General features: G+C 67.8%; 15 protein-coding genes. 4 read left to right on the forward strand and 11 right to left on the reverse strand.

The annotated features are described in order from the left end of the window. The 10 genes from WBA11_RS19400 to nagB form a co-directional block, all read right to left on the reverse strand. Window positions 1-674: aminotransferase class I/II-fold pyridoxal phosphate-dependent enzyme (locus WBA11_RS19400; RefSeq protein WP_424522276.1), on the reverse strand; the 674-nt coding region annotated here is incomplete at its 3' end. A gap of 10 nt (window positions 675-684) precedes the next feature. Next, window positions 685-1,659, reverse strand: a complete 975-nt coding sequence (locus WBA11_RS19405; protein ID WP_424522277.1) for a prolipoprotein diacylglyceryl transferase — start codon at window positions 1,657-1,659, stop codon at window positions 685-687. A 44-nt stretch (window positions 1,660-1,703) separates the two neighbouring features. After that, a complete protein-coding gene (gene hisS / locus WBA11_RS19410; protein ID WP_424522278.1) occupies window positions 1,704-3,020 on the reverse strand; it encodes a histidine--tRNA ligase in 1,317 nt (438 codons plus the stop codon). A gap of 55 nt (window positions 3,021-3,075) precedes the next feature. Beyond that, window positions 3,076-3,576 (reverse strand): PTS sugar transporter subunit IIA, encoded by a 501-nt coding sequence (locus WBA11_RS19415; RefSeq protein WP_424522279.1) that lies wholly within the window; start codon window positions 3,574-3,576, stop codon window positions 3,076-3,078. 70 nt (window positions 3,577-3,646) lie between these two features. Further along, on the reverse strand, window positions 3,647-4,915 hold the full coding sequence (locus WBA11_RS19420; RefSeq protein WP_424522280.1) for a hypothetical protein: 1,269 nt from the start codon (window positions 4,913-4,915) through the stop codon (window positions 3,647-3,649). Window positions 4,916-5,001: 86 nt separating this feature from the next. Beyond that, on the reverse strand, window positions 5,002-6,084 hold the full coding sequence (locus WBA11_RS19425; protein ID WP_424522281.1) for an RluA family pseudouridine synthase: 1,083 nt from the start codon (window positions 6,082-6,084) through the stop codon (window positions 5,002-5,004). Further along, window positions 6,081-7,226: an aminotransferase class V-fold PLP-dependent enzyme gene (locus tag WBA11_RS19430; RefSeq protein ID WP_424522282.1), complete on the reverse strand. Its 1,146-nt coding sequence runs from the start codon at window positions 7,224-7,226 to the stop codon at window positions 6,081-6,083. The genes WBA11_RS19425 and WBA11_RS19430 overlap by 4 nt, the downstream gene beginning before the upstream one ends. Window positions 7,227-7,326: 100 nt before the next feature. After that, window positions 7,327-8,448 (reverse strand): endonuclease/exonuclease/phosphatase family protein, encoded by a 1,122-nt coding sequence (locus WBA11_RS19435; RefSeq protein ID WP_424522283.1) that lies wholly within the window; start codon window positions 8,446-8,448, stop codon window positions 7,327-7,329. A gap of 58 nt (window positions 8,449-8,506) precedes the next feature. Then, window positions 8,507-9,646, reverse strand: coding sequence for a DNA-processing protein DprA (gene dprA / locus WBA11_RS19440; RefSeq protein ID WP_424522284.1), 1,140 nt, complete (start codon window positions 9,644-9,646; stop codon window positions 8,507-8,509). 215 nt (window positions 9,647-9,861) lie between these two features. Then, window positions 9,862-11,763: a glucosamine-6-phosphate deaminase gene (gene nagB / locus WBA11_RS19445; RefSeq protein ID WP_424522285.1), complete on the reverse strand. Its 1,902-nt coding sequence runs from the start codon at window positions 11,761-11,763 to the stop codon at window positions 9,862-9,864. 184 nt (window positions 11,764-11,947) lie between these two features. On the opposite strand from nagB, the gene WBA11_RS19450 reads away from it, so the two are divergent. Further along, window positions 11,948-12,631: a class I SAM-dependent methyltransferase gene (locus WBA11_RS19450; RefSeq protein ID WP_424522286.1), complete on the forward strand. Its 684-nt coding sequence runs from the start codon at window positions 11,948-11,950 to the stop codon at window positions 12,629-12,631. 25 nt (window positions 12,632-12,656) lie between these two features. Here WBA11_RS19450 and obgE read toward each other — a convergent pair whose 3' ends face one another. Then, a complete protein-coding gene (gene obgE, locus WBA11_RS19455) occupies window positions 12,657-13,670 on the reverse strand; it encodes a GTPase ObgE (protein WP_424522287.1) in 1,014 nt (337 codons plus the stop codon). Between the two features lie 134 nt (window positions 13,671-13,804). Between obgE and rnhA the strand changes: the two genes are divergently transcribed. From rnhA to WBA11_RS19470, 3 genes are all read left to right on the forward strand, one after another. Then, window positions 13,805-14,269, forward strand: coding sequence for a ribonuclease HI (rnhA, locus tag WBA11_RS19460; RefSeq protein ID WP_424522288.1), 465 nt, complete (start codon window positions 13,805-13,807; stop codon window positions 14,267-14,269). A 91-nt stretch (window positions 14,270-14,360) separates the two neighbouring features. After that, window positions 14,361-14,897, forward strand: a complete 537-nt coding sequence (locus WBA11_RS19465) for a TRAP transporter small permease subunit (RefSeq protein WP_424522289.1) — start codon at window positions 14,361-14,363, stop codon at window positions 14,895-14,897. Next, window positions 14,897-16,234 carry a TRAP transporter large permease gene (locus tag WBA11_RS19470; protein ID WP_424522290.1) on the forward strand — a complete coding sequence of 446 codons (1,338 nt, stop codon included), beginning with the start codon at window positions 14,897-14,899 and terminating at the stop codon, window positions 16,232-16,234. Before WBA11_RS19465 ends, WBA11_RS19470 begins: the two co-directional genes overlap by 1 nt. Window positions 16,235-16,531: the final 297 nt, after the last annotated feature.

The raw sequence follows: 16,531 nt of genomic DNA on the forward strand, positions 1-16,531 counted from the left end.
CGGCGGCACAGCGGGATGGCGTCGGCCACTGCGTCGACGGAGCCGAGCCCCGTCGTGGTCGCCGTCAGCACGACCGTCCCGACGTCGCCGTCGCGGAGCACGTCCTCGAGGGCGTCGAGGTCGATTCGGCCGTCACCGTCGCCCGCCACCGAGACGGCCTCGAGGCCGAGCACGCCGGCCATCCGGGCATGCGTGTAGTGCGCGTCCTGGCCGACCGCGATCGCCTTGCCGCCGGTCTCCTCGCGAGCCACGAACAGCGCCTCCAAGTTGGCGACGGTCCCTCCTCCGGTCAGGTGCCCGAGCGCGCCGTCGAGGCCGAGCATCGCCGCCAAGTCTTCCACGACCTCCTTCTCCATCTCGCTCGTCGGCGGCCCGCCGTCGAGGGCGTGATTGTTCGGGTTGATCCGGGCCGCAGCGGCGTAGGCCGCGAGCGCGACCGGGTGCGGTGGCTTGAGCATCTGCCCCGCATAGCGCGGATGCCCAAACGGGTACATGCCTGGACGCTCACCTCGGGGCGGCGCCGTCATCCGGGACAGGTACTCGTCGAACGCCTCGCCCAGCGCGTCCGCGTCGACCTCGAGGGCGGGATGCGACTCGACGGGTCCGAAGGAGCGCTCCCAGTCCGCGATCCGATCGAATGCGTCGAGGACGAGGCGGGACGAATCGAGGGACATCGAAGGCGTTCTAGGAAGCAGCGACCGGCTGGACGGCCGGCGAGTCGTCGGTCGCGTTCGGGACCACGCGGCGCGTCGTGATCGCCAAGCCGATGAGGCCCGCGACGATGAACCCGATCGAGATCAACTGCGACTGCGGCAGGCCGAGCGACGTGTCGGGGTTGACCTTGATGAACTCGATCACGAACCGCTGGATGCCGGCCAGGATGCCGTACACCGAGATCAGCCAGCCGGCCTTGAACGGGTGCTTGCGCAGCACCCACAGCAGCGCCGCCAGCACGGCGGTCATCGCGAACTCGTAGAGCATCGTGGGATAGACGCCGGTCGGGTTCGCGAGCGTGCACTCGGCGCCGCGCTGGACGGCATTGTAGGTCACGGGATCGGCGCCGACCATCGCTCGGGGGAACGTCTCGCTCCACAAGAAGCCCGGAATCCAGCCCGGCTTGTCGTCGAGCGACGAGCACACGCCCCAGTCACCGTCGCCCGACAGGTAGCAGCCGATCCGCCCGATGCCGTAGGCCAGCATCAGCCCCGGCGCGATCGCGTCCATCAGCCGCCCCTTGTTGACGCCCTTCGAGTGCGCGTACCACAGGATCGCGATGCCCGCGACCAAGATGCCGCCGTACACCGTCAGGCCGGAGCCCGAGAAGATCATCGCGGCCGGGTTCTGCACGAACTCGTCCCAGTAGTCGATGATGTGGAACAGCTTGGCACCGAGCACGCCGAACGCGCCCGCCATCACGGCCATGTTCCACAGCAGGACTGACGGACTCGTCAGCTGGACTTTCTCACGGCCTTTCGAGTCCTTGACCTTGGCGCGGACCGCCTTCATCAGCCCCTTCCCAAACAACCGGTCAACCTCGACGCGCGACATGGCCGTCGCGGTCAGGATCGCGAGCGCGACCATCAGGCCGAACGAGAAGAGCGGGATCGGGAACTCGAACCCGAACAGGTCCAACGTGATGTCGCTTATCCGGGGGTACATCGCAGTTCTCTGGGGAGACGGAAGCTAGTCGTCGCGGGAACGGGCTATGCGGCGCCTTCGCCTGCCAGCTCGAGAGCGAGCTGGGCGATGGGCACCGCTCGCTGCTCGCCGAACTCGAGGTCGCGCACCTGGGCGACACCGGCCTCGAGCTCGTCGTCTCCGACTACCAATGCGACGCGGGCGCCGGACCGATCAGCCGCCTTCATTTGGGCCTTCAGTGACCGCCCGCCCAAGGCGAAGTCGACCGACAGACCGGCGGTGCGCAGCGTCTGCGTGATCCCGAACCCCGCCGACTCGGCCGCGTCGCCCAAGGTCACCACGAAGACGTCCGTCGAGGACACCAGCGGCGGGTCCACGTTCTCGGCCTCGAGGGCGATAAACAGCCGCTCGATGCCGGCCGCGTAGCCGACGGCCGGGACGGTCTTCTTCGACCCGACGGACTCGGCGAGCCCGTCGTACCGACCTCCTGCGGCCAGCGCACCCTGGGCGCCGAGCGCGTCGTGCTCGAGCTCGAACACCGTCCTCGAGTAGTAGTCGAGGCCGCGCACCAAGAGCGGGTCCTCGACGTACGGGACCTCGAGGGCGTCCAAGAGAGAGAGCAGCCGGGCGTGATGCTCCCTCGCTTCCGGGCTGATAAAGTCCGTGACGCGCGGCGCGTCCCCCAAGAGCTCCCGCTCACGCTCGTTCTTGGTGTCCAAGATCCGGAGCGGGTTGACCTCGAGGCGTGTCCGACTGGTCTCCGACAGCGCGTCGAGGTGGGACGAGAAGTAGTCGCGGAGCGCGTCGCGGTAGGCCGGCCGGTCGGCGGCGTCGCCCAAGGTGTTGATGCGGAGCGTCGTCCGCGTGACGCCGAATGCGGTGTAGATCGCCCGGACGTTGGCGATGGTCTCGGCATCCGCTCTGGGGTCGTCCGACCCGATCAGCTCGGTGCCGAACTGGTGGAACTGGCGGAAGCGTCCCTTCTGCGGCCGCTCGGCGCGGAAGCACGGTCCGATGTAGTAGAGCCGCTGCGCGCCGCCGCGCTGCTCGAGGTGGTGCTGGAGAAAGGCGCGCATGACGGGCGCGGTCACCTCGGGCCGGAGCACGTAGGTCTCCTTCGACCGCTCGACGGTGAACATCTCCTTGCTCACGATGTCCGTCCCCGCGCCCACCCCTCGGGCCACCAACTCGACGGGCTCTAAGACGGGCGTGCGGATCTCCTCGAACGCGAACCGCTCCATCACGCCGCGGACGACGCCCTCAACCCAGCGCCACGATGACGAGGCGGGCACGGTGGAGCCGCTGGATCCGTGCTCGTCGGGCAGGATGTCGAAGGTGCCGCGGATCGTCTGGAAGGCCATGTCGCGTGTCGGAGAGGACACGCCAAGGTCCGGCCCCGCGCGATACGGTGGCGTCCGCATCGTGCGAAAAGCGGGCTCAGCGGAAGCTGCTCTCGGCGTCGCGCACGACCTCGAGGGCGGCGTACGCCGAGCCCGCGTCGGCCAGCCGGTCGCGTACGCCGGGAGCGCTCAGCACGCGCGAGATCTGGGCCATTAGCCGGACGTGCTGGCCGGGCTCGCTCTCGGGCGCCGCGAACGTCACCACGAGATCGACGGGCTCGCCATCGAGAGCGCTCCACTCGACGGGCTCAGAGAGGGTCGCGAGCGTGGCGACCGTCCCGGACACGGCCGGCGTGCGGGCGTGGGGAAGCGCCAGCCCCTCTCCGACTCCGGTCGAGAGCCGCTGCTCGCGCGCCTCGAGGTCGGAGGCGAGACGCGCTCGGTCGGTCACCAGGGCCGAGCCCGCAAGTCGGTCGGCACTCCGCTGGAGCACTTCGGCCTTGCTCCCGCCGGGATCGCGAACGAAGACGCGGTCGACGTCGAGGAGGTCGACAAAGGACGGGAGCGTGGGCATCGAGGACGGATCGGGATCGATCACGGGGACGCGCCGCCGCGGGGCGGGGTCCCCGCGGGCGACGTAGCGCTGCTCGATGAGACGATCTGGTAACTCAATCTCCGCCCTGAACCCAGCCGTCGCGACCGCGACGAAACGAGTAAACACGGCCTTTGCCGCTGCTGGCGTTGTTCGCTCCAGCTAATAGATGATCCCCTTCGAGCGCGACACTCTCCCCGAAGGAAGAGTTGCGGCCGAGTCCCTCCGGCCACAGCTCAGCCTCGAGCTCCCAGGTGCCGGATGGCAATCGCACCCACACGAACACAGAGCCTCGGCTCTGCGCTCGACCGATGGCTCCAACCGCGACGCGGTCTCCACTGGCAGCGATCGACCTCCCGTAGAGGTCGCGTAATGTGAGATCGGCTGGGCGGAGTTCGCCTTCCACAGCCCACTCCGTTCCGTGCTCGCGGTATACGAACGCGGAGCCAACTCCGAGCCTCCCGTCCAAGCTCCGCCCCCGAGCAACGGCCGCGATGATCGAGCCATCAAAGGCTACCAACTCACCCATGAAATCGTCTGCACGGAGAGAAGGTGCCGAGAGCGTTGCCGAGAGCGCCCAAGCAGCTCCCATCCTTTCGTAGACGCGGACAACTCCAGCACCTGCGTTCCCATCGACTGACTGTCCAGGCGACCCTATGGCAACTCGGTCACCATCAAGTGCAAGACCCAAACCAAACAAAGACGATCCACTTCGTCCGCTGTGTCGTTCGTACTCGGTCTCCTCGATCCGGGACGTCTCGGCCCACCCCCCTCCCGAGCGCTCGTAGAACACGACGGCGGCGGAATCGACCAAGACTCCAGTGGGTGGATCTACCGCGACTGCTTCCACAACGGCGACACGGCCACTCGATACCGCTACCGATTGTCCATACAGACGGGCGATCGATGGGTCGGCCGCACGGAGTTCGGCCGTCCGGGTCCATTCCCCATTTGCGCGCTCGAACACGAACGCTCGACCTGGGTCCTGTGCGCCTACCAGACCGAGCTCTGGGGCTCCGACGACTGCAACAGAGCCTTCAATGTCGACGGCATCGCTGTAAATAACGTCGGCTCCCCTCTCGTCCTTCGGAAGCCCCTCAGGCGGTTCTAAGAGGGCCTCAGTCTCCCATCCTGTACCCTCACGACGGAGGACGAACGCTTCGTCAGACCCGAAGGCGCCCACGACGGCGCGACCTGCATCGAGGGCGATAGAAGACCCAAAAAGCTCCCCACCTGCGTAAATACCGTCATCCCCTCCAAGAAACGAAACGACGTCACAGCCACTCGCTATTAACACGCCTGAAAAGAGAAGTGTGTTAAGGGCATGCTTTAGAGATCGCGCCATGACCGGAGTAGATGGTATATGGTAGGACTCGCTGAGCTAGCTATGCGACACCGGCTACCGGATCAGTCCAGACGAGCAACGAACGACTACGCGCCCTCGATGGTGCGAATGCGCTCGACAAGGTGCGCGGTGTCGGCGGGGAGTGGCGCCTCGAAGTCCATGTCCTGACCGGTCGCCGGGTGCGTGAAGCCCAGCGTGTGGGCATGCAGCGCCTGGCGCGGGTGGGCCTTAAGCAGGTTGTGGATGAACGCCTTGCGCGTCCCCACCGCCGAGCCGTAGACGATCCGATCGCCTTTGTACGTCGCGTCTCCAAAAACAGGATGGCCCATCGAGGACGCGTGGACGCGGATCTGGTGGGTGCGGCCAGTCTCGAGTTGGAACCGCGCCAACGTCATGTCGCGGAACGCCTCGACGGTTTGGTAGCGCGTCGCGGCCCACTTGCCCTCGCCCTCGGGACGGACGGACATCACGCGGCGGTCACGAGGACTCCGGCCGAGCCAGCTTTCGACTCGTCCTTCCTCGGGATCGAGGACGCCCCAGACCAACGCGAGGTAGCGGCGGCGGATCGTGCGCTCGGCGAACTGCTTGCCCAGGATTGCAGCAGCCGTGTCGGTCTTGGTCGCCACCATCAGCCCCGTCGTGTCCTTGTCGAGACGGTGGACGAGTCCCGGCCGGACCGTCGGGTCGCCCTCGAAGCGAGGCCCCGCTGTCGAAGTCGAGAGTCCCACGTCGTCGTCGTCCGCGTCCTCGAGGTCGTCGGCCCGGATCGGGTCACCGCCGACGTGCCACAGAAGCGCGTTGACGAGAGTGCCCGACGGGTGGCCGTACGCCGGATGGACGACCATGCCAGCCGGCTTGTTGACGACGATCAACACGTCGTCCTCGTAGACGACGTCGAGCGGGATGTCTTCAGGCACGACCTCGATGGGCGCCATCTTGATGACGCGGCACTCGACGTGGTCGCCGGGCTGGAGCAGCATCGAGGGCTTCTTGGCCGTCTTGCCGTTGACGTCGACGCGGCCGTCCTTGATGCCGCGCTGGACCTTGGAGCGCGTCGCGTTCGCGGTCTTCTCCGTGACGTAGACGTCGAGCCGGATGGGCGACTGGCCAGGGGGGACGTCGAGCGTCAAGACGGCCTCGACGCGCTCGTAGGGATCGGGCGCGCTCACGAGACGGTAACGGCCGAGCGCGTCACGGACGCAACGACCTCGAGGGCGGCGTCGGCGGCGTCGGGAAGCGTCGAGGCGTGGGGTGAGAAGCGGACCAGTCGGCTGCGGAGCGAGACGGCGACGCCAGCCTCTAGGAGAGCGGCGTGAAGGGCCTCGGGGTCGTCGGCGCGGACCGTGACGATGGCCGATCCGCCCAGTCCGACGCGCTCGTATCCAAGGGCAGCGAGCCCGTCCGCCAGCCGCTGGGCGGCCCCAAGAGCGGCGGCCTCGATGACGTCTGGCCCGACCTCAAGCATCAGCCCGAGAGCCGCGTCGAGGGCGTACAGGTTCGCCGTCGGCATCGTGCCGACGTGGAAGCGCGTCGCATCGGGGTGCAAGTCCAGGCCGGACGCCTCGAAGTCGTCCCAATCGACGGGGCCGTTGAGCCAGCCCCGCAGCGGTCGGAGCCGGTCTCGGAGCGTCGGCGCCACGACGACGAACCCGGCTCCCTGCATCGACCCGAGCCATTTGTGACCTCCGACAGCCAGCAGGTCAGGCTGAAACGCCGACACGTCGAGGTCGAGGACGCCGACGGCCTGGATCGCGTCGACCACGAACAGCACGCCTCTCTCGCGACACAGCTCGCCGATCGCGTCGAGCTCGGCGCGGAAGCCACTTAGAAACTGGACGGCCGAGACGGCCACGACGCGTGTCTGCGGCTGGATCGAGGCCGCGATGTCGTCGACGGAGAACGCGCCGTCGCGGTGGGGCACCAGATCGACCTCGACGCCTTGGTCGTGGAGCGCGCGCCACGGGAGCAAGTTGGACGGAAACTCGCAGCCGGGGACGGAGACGCGATCGCCCGGTCGCCAGCTTAGCCCTTGAGCAACCAGATTGAGCCCGTAGGACGTGTTCGGGACGATGGCCACGTCCTCGAGGTCGGCACCGACGAGGCGGGCCGCTCGGTCGCGGGCGCGGTCGATCCGCTCGAGGTCGGACGGGAAGTTGTTGGGAAAGCGACCATCGACCGTCCCGGCTCTGCCGGCCAGGAAGTCGCTTGCGGCCTCGAGGGCGTCCTGCGAGAGCACGCCCGTCGCGGCGTGGTCGAGGTAGACCGTGCCGGGGGGCAGTTGAAAGCGGGATCGGTAGTCGTCGAGCGTCACGGACGGGAGGTGCGAGGTGCAGGAAGATGCGGCCTCGAGGACGGCCGGAGACCGCAGAGCTGTGGAACTTTGGCGCGGCCTCGAGGACGCTGGGACCACGCTACTGGTCTTCTCGCACGCGCTCGCGGCGCTCCGCCTCCGTCTCATTCGCCTTGAGATCGCGCGCCTCGTCGACCATCTCCTCACCCTCGATGATGTCTTCCCGCTCGGGGTCCGGCGTCTCCTGGAGCGGCTCCACTGCCGGGTCGATCTCGAGCTCGATCAGCATCGGGAAGTGGTCGCTGCCGACGCTGTCGAGCCGGCGAAGCTCGACCAACCCGAAGTGGTCCGAGTGGAAGACGTGGTCGAGCGGGTACCGCAACCACCAGTGGTCGGCGTGGAACGTCGAGTACGTACCGCGACCGACGCGGGGGTCGAGCAAGCCCGAGAGCTCTTGAAACAGCGACGTCGTATGACTCCACGCCACGTCGTTGAGGTCACCCGCGACAATGACGGGGCCGTCGATGTCAGCGACGTCGCTGCCGGCGAGCACGAGCTCGGCGTCACGCAGGTCGGAGTCTTGCTGAATGTCGGGCCGAGGCGGGCGCGGGTGGAGGACGAGCATGGTCACCCTCTCCCCCGACCGGAGCTCGATCGTCAGCAGCAGGCTCGGGACCTCGGGCTCGACCAGGTGCCGGACCTCGTGCGACACGATCGGCAGCTTCGAGCGGACCAACATTCCGTAGGTGTCGTCTTGGGGGACCTCGACCGCGTGCGGGTACTCGTCCTCGAGGGCGCGAGCGGTCTCGGCCCACCACTCGTCGGTCTCGACGGCCGCGACGACGTCGGGGGCGGCCTCGCGGATGGTACGGAGCCACAGGTCTCCCTCGCGGTTCTCCATCAGGACGTTCGAGACCACGAGACGGAGCCGGCGGTCTGGGTTCGCCAAGATGGGGTCGGCGCGAACGGTCTCCTCGCCGTAGATCGGCGTGTACTGGACCATCCTCGCGCACTGGTACAGCGTCGCAACCGTCAGCGCAGCCGCCATGAGCCACCCCCAGATGCTCGGCTCGGCCCGCCAGATCGCGAACACCGCGTAGAGGATCAGCACGATCACGGCCAGCACCGTGATCTGCATGCGGGGAAAGTCGAACATCCGCACCCACCACGCCGACGACCGGCTGAGCGGCAGGGCCGTCATGACGACGACGGCGAGGGCGGAAGCGGCGAGGGCGTAGCGCAAGAGAATCAGGGAATGTCGTAGGACAACGGCATCGCCCTCCGCCCGTTCCTCAGACCGCCTATGGCCGGTAAAACTGTTTGCCGGCGAGCTGGCGGACGAGACCGCGGAATTCTAGCTGCAGCAGGTACACGAGCGCCGTCGACGCGTCGACGCCCGCGTCGCGACAGACCGTGTCGAGCGGCTTCGGATCGGATCCGAGAGCACCCACCAACCGGCTTTCGACCGGATTCAGGTCTGGGGGAGGCTCAGCCTCGAGGACGGCGTCCGTCCTCGATGAGCGCTGCGGGGCGACGGCGTCGAGCACCTCGAGGGCAGAGATCGCGAGGGCCGCGCCTTGCTGGATCAAGCGGTTCGTGCCTTGCGCTTGGGCAAAGATCGAGGACGGAACGGCGAACACGTCGCGGTTTTGTTCGAGCGCGAGGCCCGCCGTCAGGAGTGCGCCGCCCTTCTCGCGGGCTTCGACCACGACCGTCGCCAGGCTCATCCCCGAGACGATCCGGTTGCGACGCGGAAAGTTGGGCGCGTCGGGTGTGGCCCCGAGGGGCAGTTCAGAGATCACGGCTCCCGCGTCGTCCTCCAAGATGCGGCGGACTGTGTTTCCGTGCCGCGACGGGTAGATCCGGTCGACGCCCGACCCGAGCACCGCGATGGTCCGTCCTCCGCCCTCGAGGGCGGCCCGATGCGCCGCGATGTCGATGCCGTAGGCGAGCCCGCTTACGACGGTCGCCCCCGCTTCTGCAAAGCCACGCCCAAACGCCTCCGCGGCCCGCGTCCCCGCGTCCGACACCTTGCGCGTGCCTACGACGGCGACCGCTAGACCGTCGATCTCCGTGAGCCGACCGCGGACCCACAAGAACGGCGGAGGATCGTAGATCTGCCGCAGCAACGACGGGTACTCCTCGTCTCCAAAGTCGACCACTCGAGCTCCGACGCGGTCCGCTTTTCGAAACTGGTCGTCGACGGCGGCCCAGTCGTCCCAGCTCGCGATCGCATCGGCGGTCTGCCTCCCCACGCCGTCGGCGCGCACCAGCCTCGAGGACGGCGCACGCAGCACATCGCTCGCGGTCCGAAACGCTGACAACAGCGATCGGACTCGGCCCGGACCGACGCCTGGGACGAGCGACAGCGCGACCAAGGCCCGGCGCTCGTGGTCGTCGGCGGGCTCGCGGTCGGCGGTCGGGTCGTCGAACAAGGTCACGGCCCGAACCTACGCGTCCTCGAGGACGATTTGCAGTGGTCCTCGAGGACGGATCCGTCGGCACATTCGCCGTGTCGGCACCCGACCGGCACCGAGACCGGCACAGACGCCCCGAGAGGCGTCTCTGCGTCTGCCCCGGTTCTGGGTCGGAACGCGACCTCGCGTGAACGATTCGTCCTCGAAGCCGCACGTCGCGACCTCGAGGACGGCCGGCTCTATGGCATCTCGTGGACGGTCACGTAGGCCTCGGCGGCGAAGAACGCCGGCAGGCCGAGCGCTTGGAGTGCGTGGGCCGTGTCGGTGTTGCGGTCGCGAGCGCGCTGCCAGAACTCTCGGTCGTCGTAGGCGCCGGGGAAGAGCGCGCGGTCCTTCTGGCTCTCGTGCTTGTAGATCGCCTCGATCTTGAGCTCGAGCTCGGCCTTCGAGAGGGGCAGGAACACGTCGGCCTGGTCGATCTCCCACTCTTGCCAGGCGCCGCGGTAGAGCCAGACGAGCGGGCCGTTCTCCCGACCCTCGAGGGCGCGCGAGATCGCGGCGTAGCACATCCGGTGCGTCCCGTGTGGGTCGGACAGGTCGCCGGCGACGTAGATGTGGGTCGCCTTGAGCTCGTCGAGCAAGTCGGAGACGATCTCGACGTCGGCGTCGCCGATCGGGTTCTTGCGGACCAGGCCCGTCTGGTAGAACGGCATGTCCAGGAACCGGGCGTTCTCGGCGCCGAGCCCCATGACCTCGATCGCAGCGATCGCTTCGGTGTACCGGATCGAGGCCTTGATCGTCTGGATTTCGGGCGCGTCGACCTCGGCGGGCTGCTTGGCCTCGAGCGTCGACATCAGCGCGTTGACGCGCTCCGTGACGGCGTCGCCCGCACCCGGTGCCAGGACGTCACGGGTCATCTCCGCGAACTGGAGGTGACGCCTTACGTCCTCGTCGAAGACGGCCACGGACCCGTTGGTCATGTAGGCGACCGTGACGTCGTTCCCGTTCTCGACGAGCGCGTGCAGCATGCCGCCCATCGAGATCACATCGTCGTCCGGGTGAGGACTAAACACGATCACCTTCTCGCCCTGGGGCAGCTTGTTCGGGTAGACGACGCGCTGGCGTAAGTCCTCGAACACGCGGAGACACAGATCGTCCACGCCGCCCATCGTCCGCACCAAGTCGTGCAAACCGTGACGGTGGAAGTCGCCGGCATCGAGACGCAGGATGGCTTTGCCCACCTCGCGCGAGAGCCAGATCACAGCCTTCTTCGCGGCGTCCTCGGTCCAATCCACTCGCCGGACGAGGAACGGGGTCTTGATCCTCGTCAACTCCGACGCAGCGGCCTTGTCGAGGTAAACGACCGCGTTCTTGTGGTCCTGGAGATAGGTCGCCGGAACCTGAGACGTCTGCTCGCCCTCGATGGCCCGGCGGATGACCGGCGCCTTGTGCTCGCCGGTCGCGATCAGGATGAGCTCACGCGCGTCGAGGATGGTGCCGGTCCCCATCGTGATGGCCTCTCGAGGCACGTACTTCTCCTCGAAGAAGTCCGACGCCGCGTCCTTGCGCGTGATCTCGTCGAGGACGACGCGGCGCGTGCGGTCGGCGGGCGTCGCGCCGGGCTCGTTGAACCCGACGTGTCCACTCCGCCCGATGCCGAGCAACATCAGGTCGATGCCACCGGCGAGTCCGATCTGGCGCTCGTACTCCGCCGCGTGAGCGTCTACGTCCTCGTCGGGCAGGTCGCCGCGCGGGATGTGAACGTTCTCTCGCGGGATGTCGATGTGGTCGAACAGGTTCTCGTACATGAACCGGTGGTAGCTCTGGATGCTACTCGGGTCCATGGGCAGGTACTCGTCCAAGTTGAACGTGATCACGTTCTTGAACGAGAGCCCCTCGTCGCGGTGCATCCGCACCAGCTCTTGGTAGATGCCGATCGGCGTCGAGCCGGTGGGGAGCCCCAAGACCGCGGGGTCGCCCGCGGCGGCCTTGGCCTCGATGAGCGTGCGGACCTGCCGAGCGGCTTGGCGTGCGATCTCGGCGGGGGTTTCGAAGATCAAAACCGGCATCCGTTCGGCGCCGGTAGATCGGGAGGACTGTGAGCGCGTCGCGTGGTGTGCGGCGGCTGGCGTCGTCGTCATGTGTTTGGGAGAAGTAGAAACGGAAGAAACCGCCGATCGCCCCCCTCACGCTCAAAAAAACGAGGGGACAACGTTTTCATCGTATAGGGGCATTTCCGACCTCGAGGACGAGCCACCATCGAGGACGAGCCCGGTCTTACCCTTTCGTGCGACTTGACCGATACGCTCCGTACTCGGTTACCACATGAAGACACCCCAGACCCTGCCCGACCGCCTCCTGAGCTCTTGGACCGTGAATGCCGAGCCGTGGACACAGGCCGTTCGTAACGGCCTCATTCCCAGCCGTGCGGCCGGGACCGACGCCGCCATTGTCGAAGCCGTGGTCCGCGGGTTGCCCCCGAACGGGCGGGTCCTCGACGTCGGCTGCGGCGAAGGATGGCTGAGCCGAGCGCTCGTGGCGCTCGGCGCTCGAACGCACGGCGTTGACGCGAGCGTCCCGCTCATCGAGGCCGCGTGCGACGCCGGCGGCTCTTTCGAGGTCGTGAGCTACGACGACATCGCCGGCGACCCGACCGCGCTCGGTGGGCCCTACGACGTCGCCGTGTTCAACTTCGCGCTGCTCTCCGACAAGGTCTTCGGCGTCCTCCGAGGCGCGACGGACCAGCTCGCCCCGTGCGGACGCGTCATCATCCAGACCGTCCACCCGCTGTCGATCGGCGCGCCCTACACCGACGGATGGCGCGAGGAGACCTTCGAGTTTGCCGACGTCGACCTCGAACCGATGCCGTGGTACGCCCGGACCTTCGGGACGTGGGTCCGCACGTTGGACGCCGTCGGCCTCCAGCTCCGCGAGGTCACGGAGCCGACGCATCCCGACACCGGAGCCGCGCTCTCGCTGATCCTGACCGCCGAGCCGCTCACGTTCTAGGTCCGTCCTCGAGGACGCGACGGGTCTACGCGTCCGCCTTGCGCTCGGCGTCGACGAACGTCCACAACCGCTCTTTGAGCCGGTCCAGGCCTTGGCGGGCGACGGCCGAGATCGGGACGACCTCGACGTCGTCCGGGAACCCCTCGAGGACGTCGCGGACCCAGGCGTCGGCGAGCTCCGGCCCGACGATGTCCATCTTGGTCAACGCGACCATCCGGGGCTTGTGGAGCAGGTGCGGGCTAAACGCCTCGAGCTCCTCGACCAACGTGGCGTACCGAGCACCGGGGTCCTCGACGTCGGCGGCGACGCAGAACAGCAACACGGCGTTGCGCTCGACGTGCTTGAGAAACTGGTGGCCGAGCCCTCGCCCCTCAGACGCGCCCTCGATGAGCCCGGGGATATCGGCGATGACGAACGAGCGCCAGTCGTCGAACCCGACCATGCCGAGGTTGGGCTCGAGCGTCGTGAACGGGTAGTCCGCGATCTTGGGCTTGGCCGCGCTCAGCGAGCTCACCAACGTGCTCTTTCCAGCGTTCGGGAATCCGACCAAACCGACGTCGGCCAGGAGCTTGAGCTCCATCGTGACCTCGCGCTCCTCGCCCGCCTCACCGGGTTGTGCGTAGCGCGGCGCCTGGTTCGTCGAGCTCTTGAAGTGCGTGTTGCCCTGACCGCCACGACCGCCCTGCGCGAGCACGATCCGGTCTCCGTCCTCGACGATTTCGCCCAGGATCTCGCCCGATTCTCCGTCCTTGGCGATCGTCCCGAGTGGGACGCGGAGGACAATGTCGACGCCCGCCTTGCCTGACTTGCCGGCCCCCGCTCCGGGCTCACCGGCCTTGGCAAAGTGGTGGCGGTTGTAGCGCAAGTCGAGGAGCGTGTACAACTGCGAGTCGCCCTCGAGGAGCACCGATCCCCCAGCTCCACCATCCCCCCCATCGGGTCCCCCGTTGGGCTCGTACTTCTCGCGGCGGAAGTGGACACTGCCGGCTCCTCCACGTCCGCTGCGGACGGTAACGGTGACGTAGTCGACGAACTTCACGGCGGCAGAGGCAGGTGGGAGACAGCGAGCCCTCAGCATAGCTCGCGGGTAGCGAAATCGCAGCGAGTCCTCCGCTAGCTTCCGGTGCTCCGCCTAGACCTCGAGGGCGGCCCTCTTACACCGGCGCTCTCGCCTTGAAAGACGTCACCATCTACACCGACGGCGCGTGCTCCGGCAACCCCGGCCCCGGCGGCTGGGGCGCCACGCTCATCTTTGGCGAGGGCGACGCCGCGATCACCAAGGACCTCAAGGGTGCCGAGGCCGAGACGACCAACAACCGGATGGAGCTGACCGCAGCAGCGAGCGCTCTCGAGGCCCTAAAAGAGCCCTGCCAGGTCCGGCTCCACTCGGACAGCGCGTACCTCATCAACGCCTTCAAGGACCGCTGGATCGACGGGTGGCAGCGCCGCGGATGGAAAAAGTCCGACAAGAAGCCGGTCCTGAACCGGGACTTGTGGGAGCGCCTGATCGCACAGAACGACCGGCACGAGATCGCCTGGGTCAAGGTCAAGGGCCACGCTGGGATCCCGCTCAACGAGCACGTCGACGGGCTGGCGGTCGGGGCGATGCGCACGCTGATGGCGGAGCGCGGCGCCTAGGCGTCCTCTGGCGTCGTTCAGGTCACGGCCTCGAGGACGCCGAGACGCACACGGACGAGGGCGCGTAGGTTCGGCTATGCTCGAGCGCGCCGTGTCCCTCGCTGATCGCCTCTCGTCCGCCGTCGGATGGCTGGCGTCGAGGCTCGTCGTGGTGCTGGTCGTCTCGGGCGGATTGGCGGCGCTGTTCCGCTACGTCGGGCCGATGCTTGGGGTCTCGCCCGCCCTCAACGCGCTCGGCGACATCCAATGGATGGTGTTCAGCGCGGTCTTTCTCCTCGGCGCGGCCTGGGGTCTGTCGGACGACGCCCACGTCCGGGTCGACGTCGTGTATGGGCGGTTGCGTCCTCGAGGTCGAGCCATCATCGATCTTCTCGGAACGGTGCTCTTGCTGCTCCCTCTGTGCGCCCTGTTGCTGTGGGCGTCGTGGCCCGCCGTCCTCGAGGCCATCGCGATCCGCGAGTCCGCCCTCGACGCGGGCGGCTTGGCGCGGTGGCCGGTCAAGCTGCTCGTCCCGCTCGGGCTCGGGCTGCTGGCGGTGCAGGGCGTGGCACAAGCGCTCAAGGCCATCGCCGTTCTCTCCGGGGCCGACCTCGAGGCGCTCCCGGAGCAATGCCAAGAGGGCGCCTAGTGGAGCTGCTCTCACACCTGGCGGACTGGCTCGGGCCGATCCTGGTCGGCGTCGTGCTGCTGCTGGTGTTTACAGGCTATCCGGTCGCGTTCGCCATCGGGGGCGCGTCGGTCGCGTTCGCATTGCTGGGGCTGGCGACGGGCTACTTCGACCCGCCGTTTCTCCTGGCGCTCGGCGACCGCGTGTTCGGGATCATGCAGAACCCGGTGCTACTGGCGATCCCGTACTTCATTTTCATGGGCGTCATCCTCGAGAAAAGCCGGCTGGCGGAGGACTTGCTGACGACCGTCGGGGACGTGTTTGGACGGGCACGGGGAGGGTTGGCGCTCGCCGTGGTCGGGGTCGGGGCGTTGCTGGCGGCGGCGACGGGCGTGGTCGGGGCGAGCGTCGTGGCGATGGGGGCGATCGCGTTGCCGGTCATGCTGCGGCACGGGTATTCGCCGTCGTTCGCCTCGGGCGTGGTGGCGGCGTCGGGGACGCTGGGGCAGATCGTCCCGCCCTCGATCGTACTGATCGTCCTGGGCGATCAGCTCGGCGTGAGTGTCGGGTCGCTGTTCGCGGGGGCTCTGATTCCCGGCCTGATGCTCGCGGGGATGTTCGCGGCCTACGCCGCGATTGTGGCCTGGCTCCGGCCGGAGGCGGCGCCGGCCCTGCCCGAGAGCGAGCGGACCGAGCGCGGGGCGCTCTTGCTCCGCCGCGTCCTGACGGCGCTCGCCCCACCCCTCATCCTGATCCTGGTCGTCCTGGGCAGCATCTTCGCCGGGATCGCGACGCCGACCGAAGCCGGAGCCCTGGGCGCCATCGGAGCCGTCCTGCTCGCCGCTCAACGCGGCCGACTTAAGCGCTCGGTGATCTGGGACGCAGCCCGCTCGACGGCGTCCTTGACGACGATGGTGATGGTGCTCCTGATCGGGTCGACGGTGTTCGCGCTCGTCTTCCGAGGGCTCTACGGCGACCTGTGGATCGAGGAAGCCTTGGTCGGGCTGCCCGGCGGCGTGATCGGGCTGATGATCGCCGCGAACCTGCTGGTGTTCGTCTTGGGCTTCTTCATCGACTTCTTCGAGATCGCCTTCATCGTGGTCCCCCTCCTGGCGCCCGCCGCCGCTGCTCTCGGCATCGACCTGGTGTGGTTCGGCGTGGTACTCGGCATGAACCTGCAGACGTCGTTTTTGACGCCTCCGTTCGGGTTCTCGCTGTTCTACCTTCGAGGCGTGGCGCCGCCCGAAGTCACCACGGCGCAGATCTACCGCGGGGCGATCCCGTTCGTCATCATCCAGATGACGGCTCTCGCGCTCGTGCTGGCCTTCCCGGAGATCGTCCTGGCGTTCGTGGATTAGGGGGTTTGGGGTTCGAGGTTCAGGGTTTGCGTGCTGGATGGCTCCGCATGGTCCGTCCTCGAGGGCGGGGGCCTCGGCACGGTATAGGCACTCGACCTCGAGGTCAGCGACGTGACGCCGAGACCGAAGACGCCCCGAAAGGCGTCTCTACGTCGGACGGGCCTCGAGGGCGGGCACGGCACGCCGTGCCCCTACGGGCCTGCCTCGAGGACGAGCGGAACCATTTCGCGACCTCGAGGCCGCGTGCTGAAATCCCCAATCCCCAATCCCCAATCCCCAATCCCCAATCCCCCTATC

This window comes from Rubrivirga sp., from assembly GCF_049648075.1.
In the GTDB taxonomy this organism is placed as follows: Bacteria; Bacteroidota; Rhodothermia; order Rhodothermales; family Rubricoccaceae; genus Rubrivirga.

What these genes read in the sequence shown, in the direction of transcription:
- WBA11_RS19405 (WP_424522277.1), bottom strand. Translation starts at nt 1,659, where the DNA reads ATGTACCCCCGGATAAGCGACATCACGTTGGACCTGTTCGGGTTCGAG.
- WBA11_RS19420 (WP_424522280.1), bottom strand. Translation starts at nt 4,915, where the DNA reads ATGGCGCGATCTCTAAAGCATGCCCTTAACACACTTCTCTTTTCAGGC.
- nagB (WP_424522285.1), bottom strand. Translation starts at nt 11,763, where the DNA reads ATGACGACGACGCCAGCCGCCGCACACCACGCGACGCGCTCACAGTCC.
- WBA11_RS19450 (WP_424522286.1), top strand. Translation starts at nt 11,948, where the DNA reads ATGAAGACACCCCAGACCCTGCCCGACCGCCTCCTGAGCTCTTGGACC.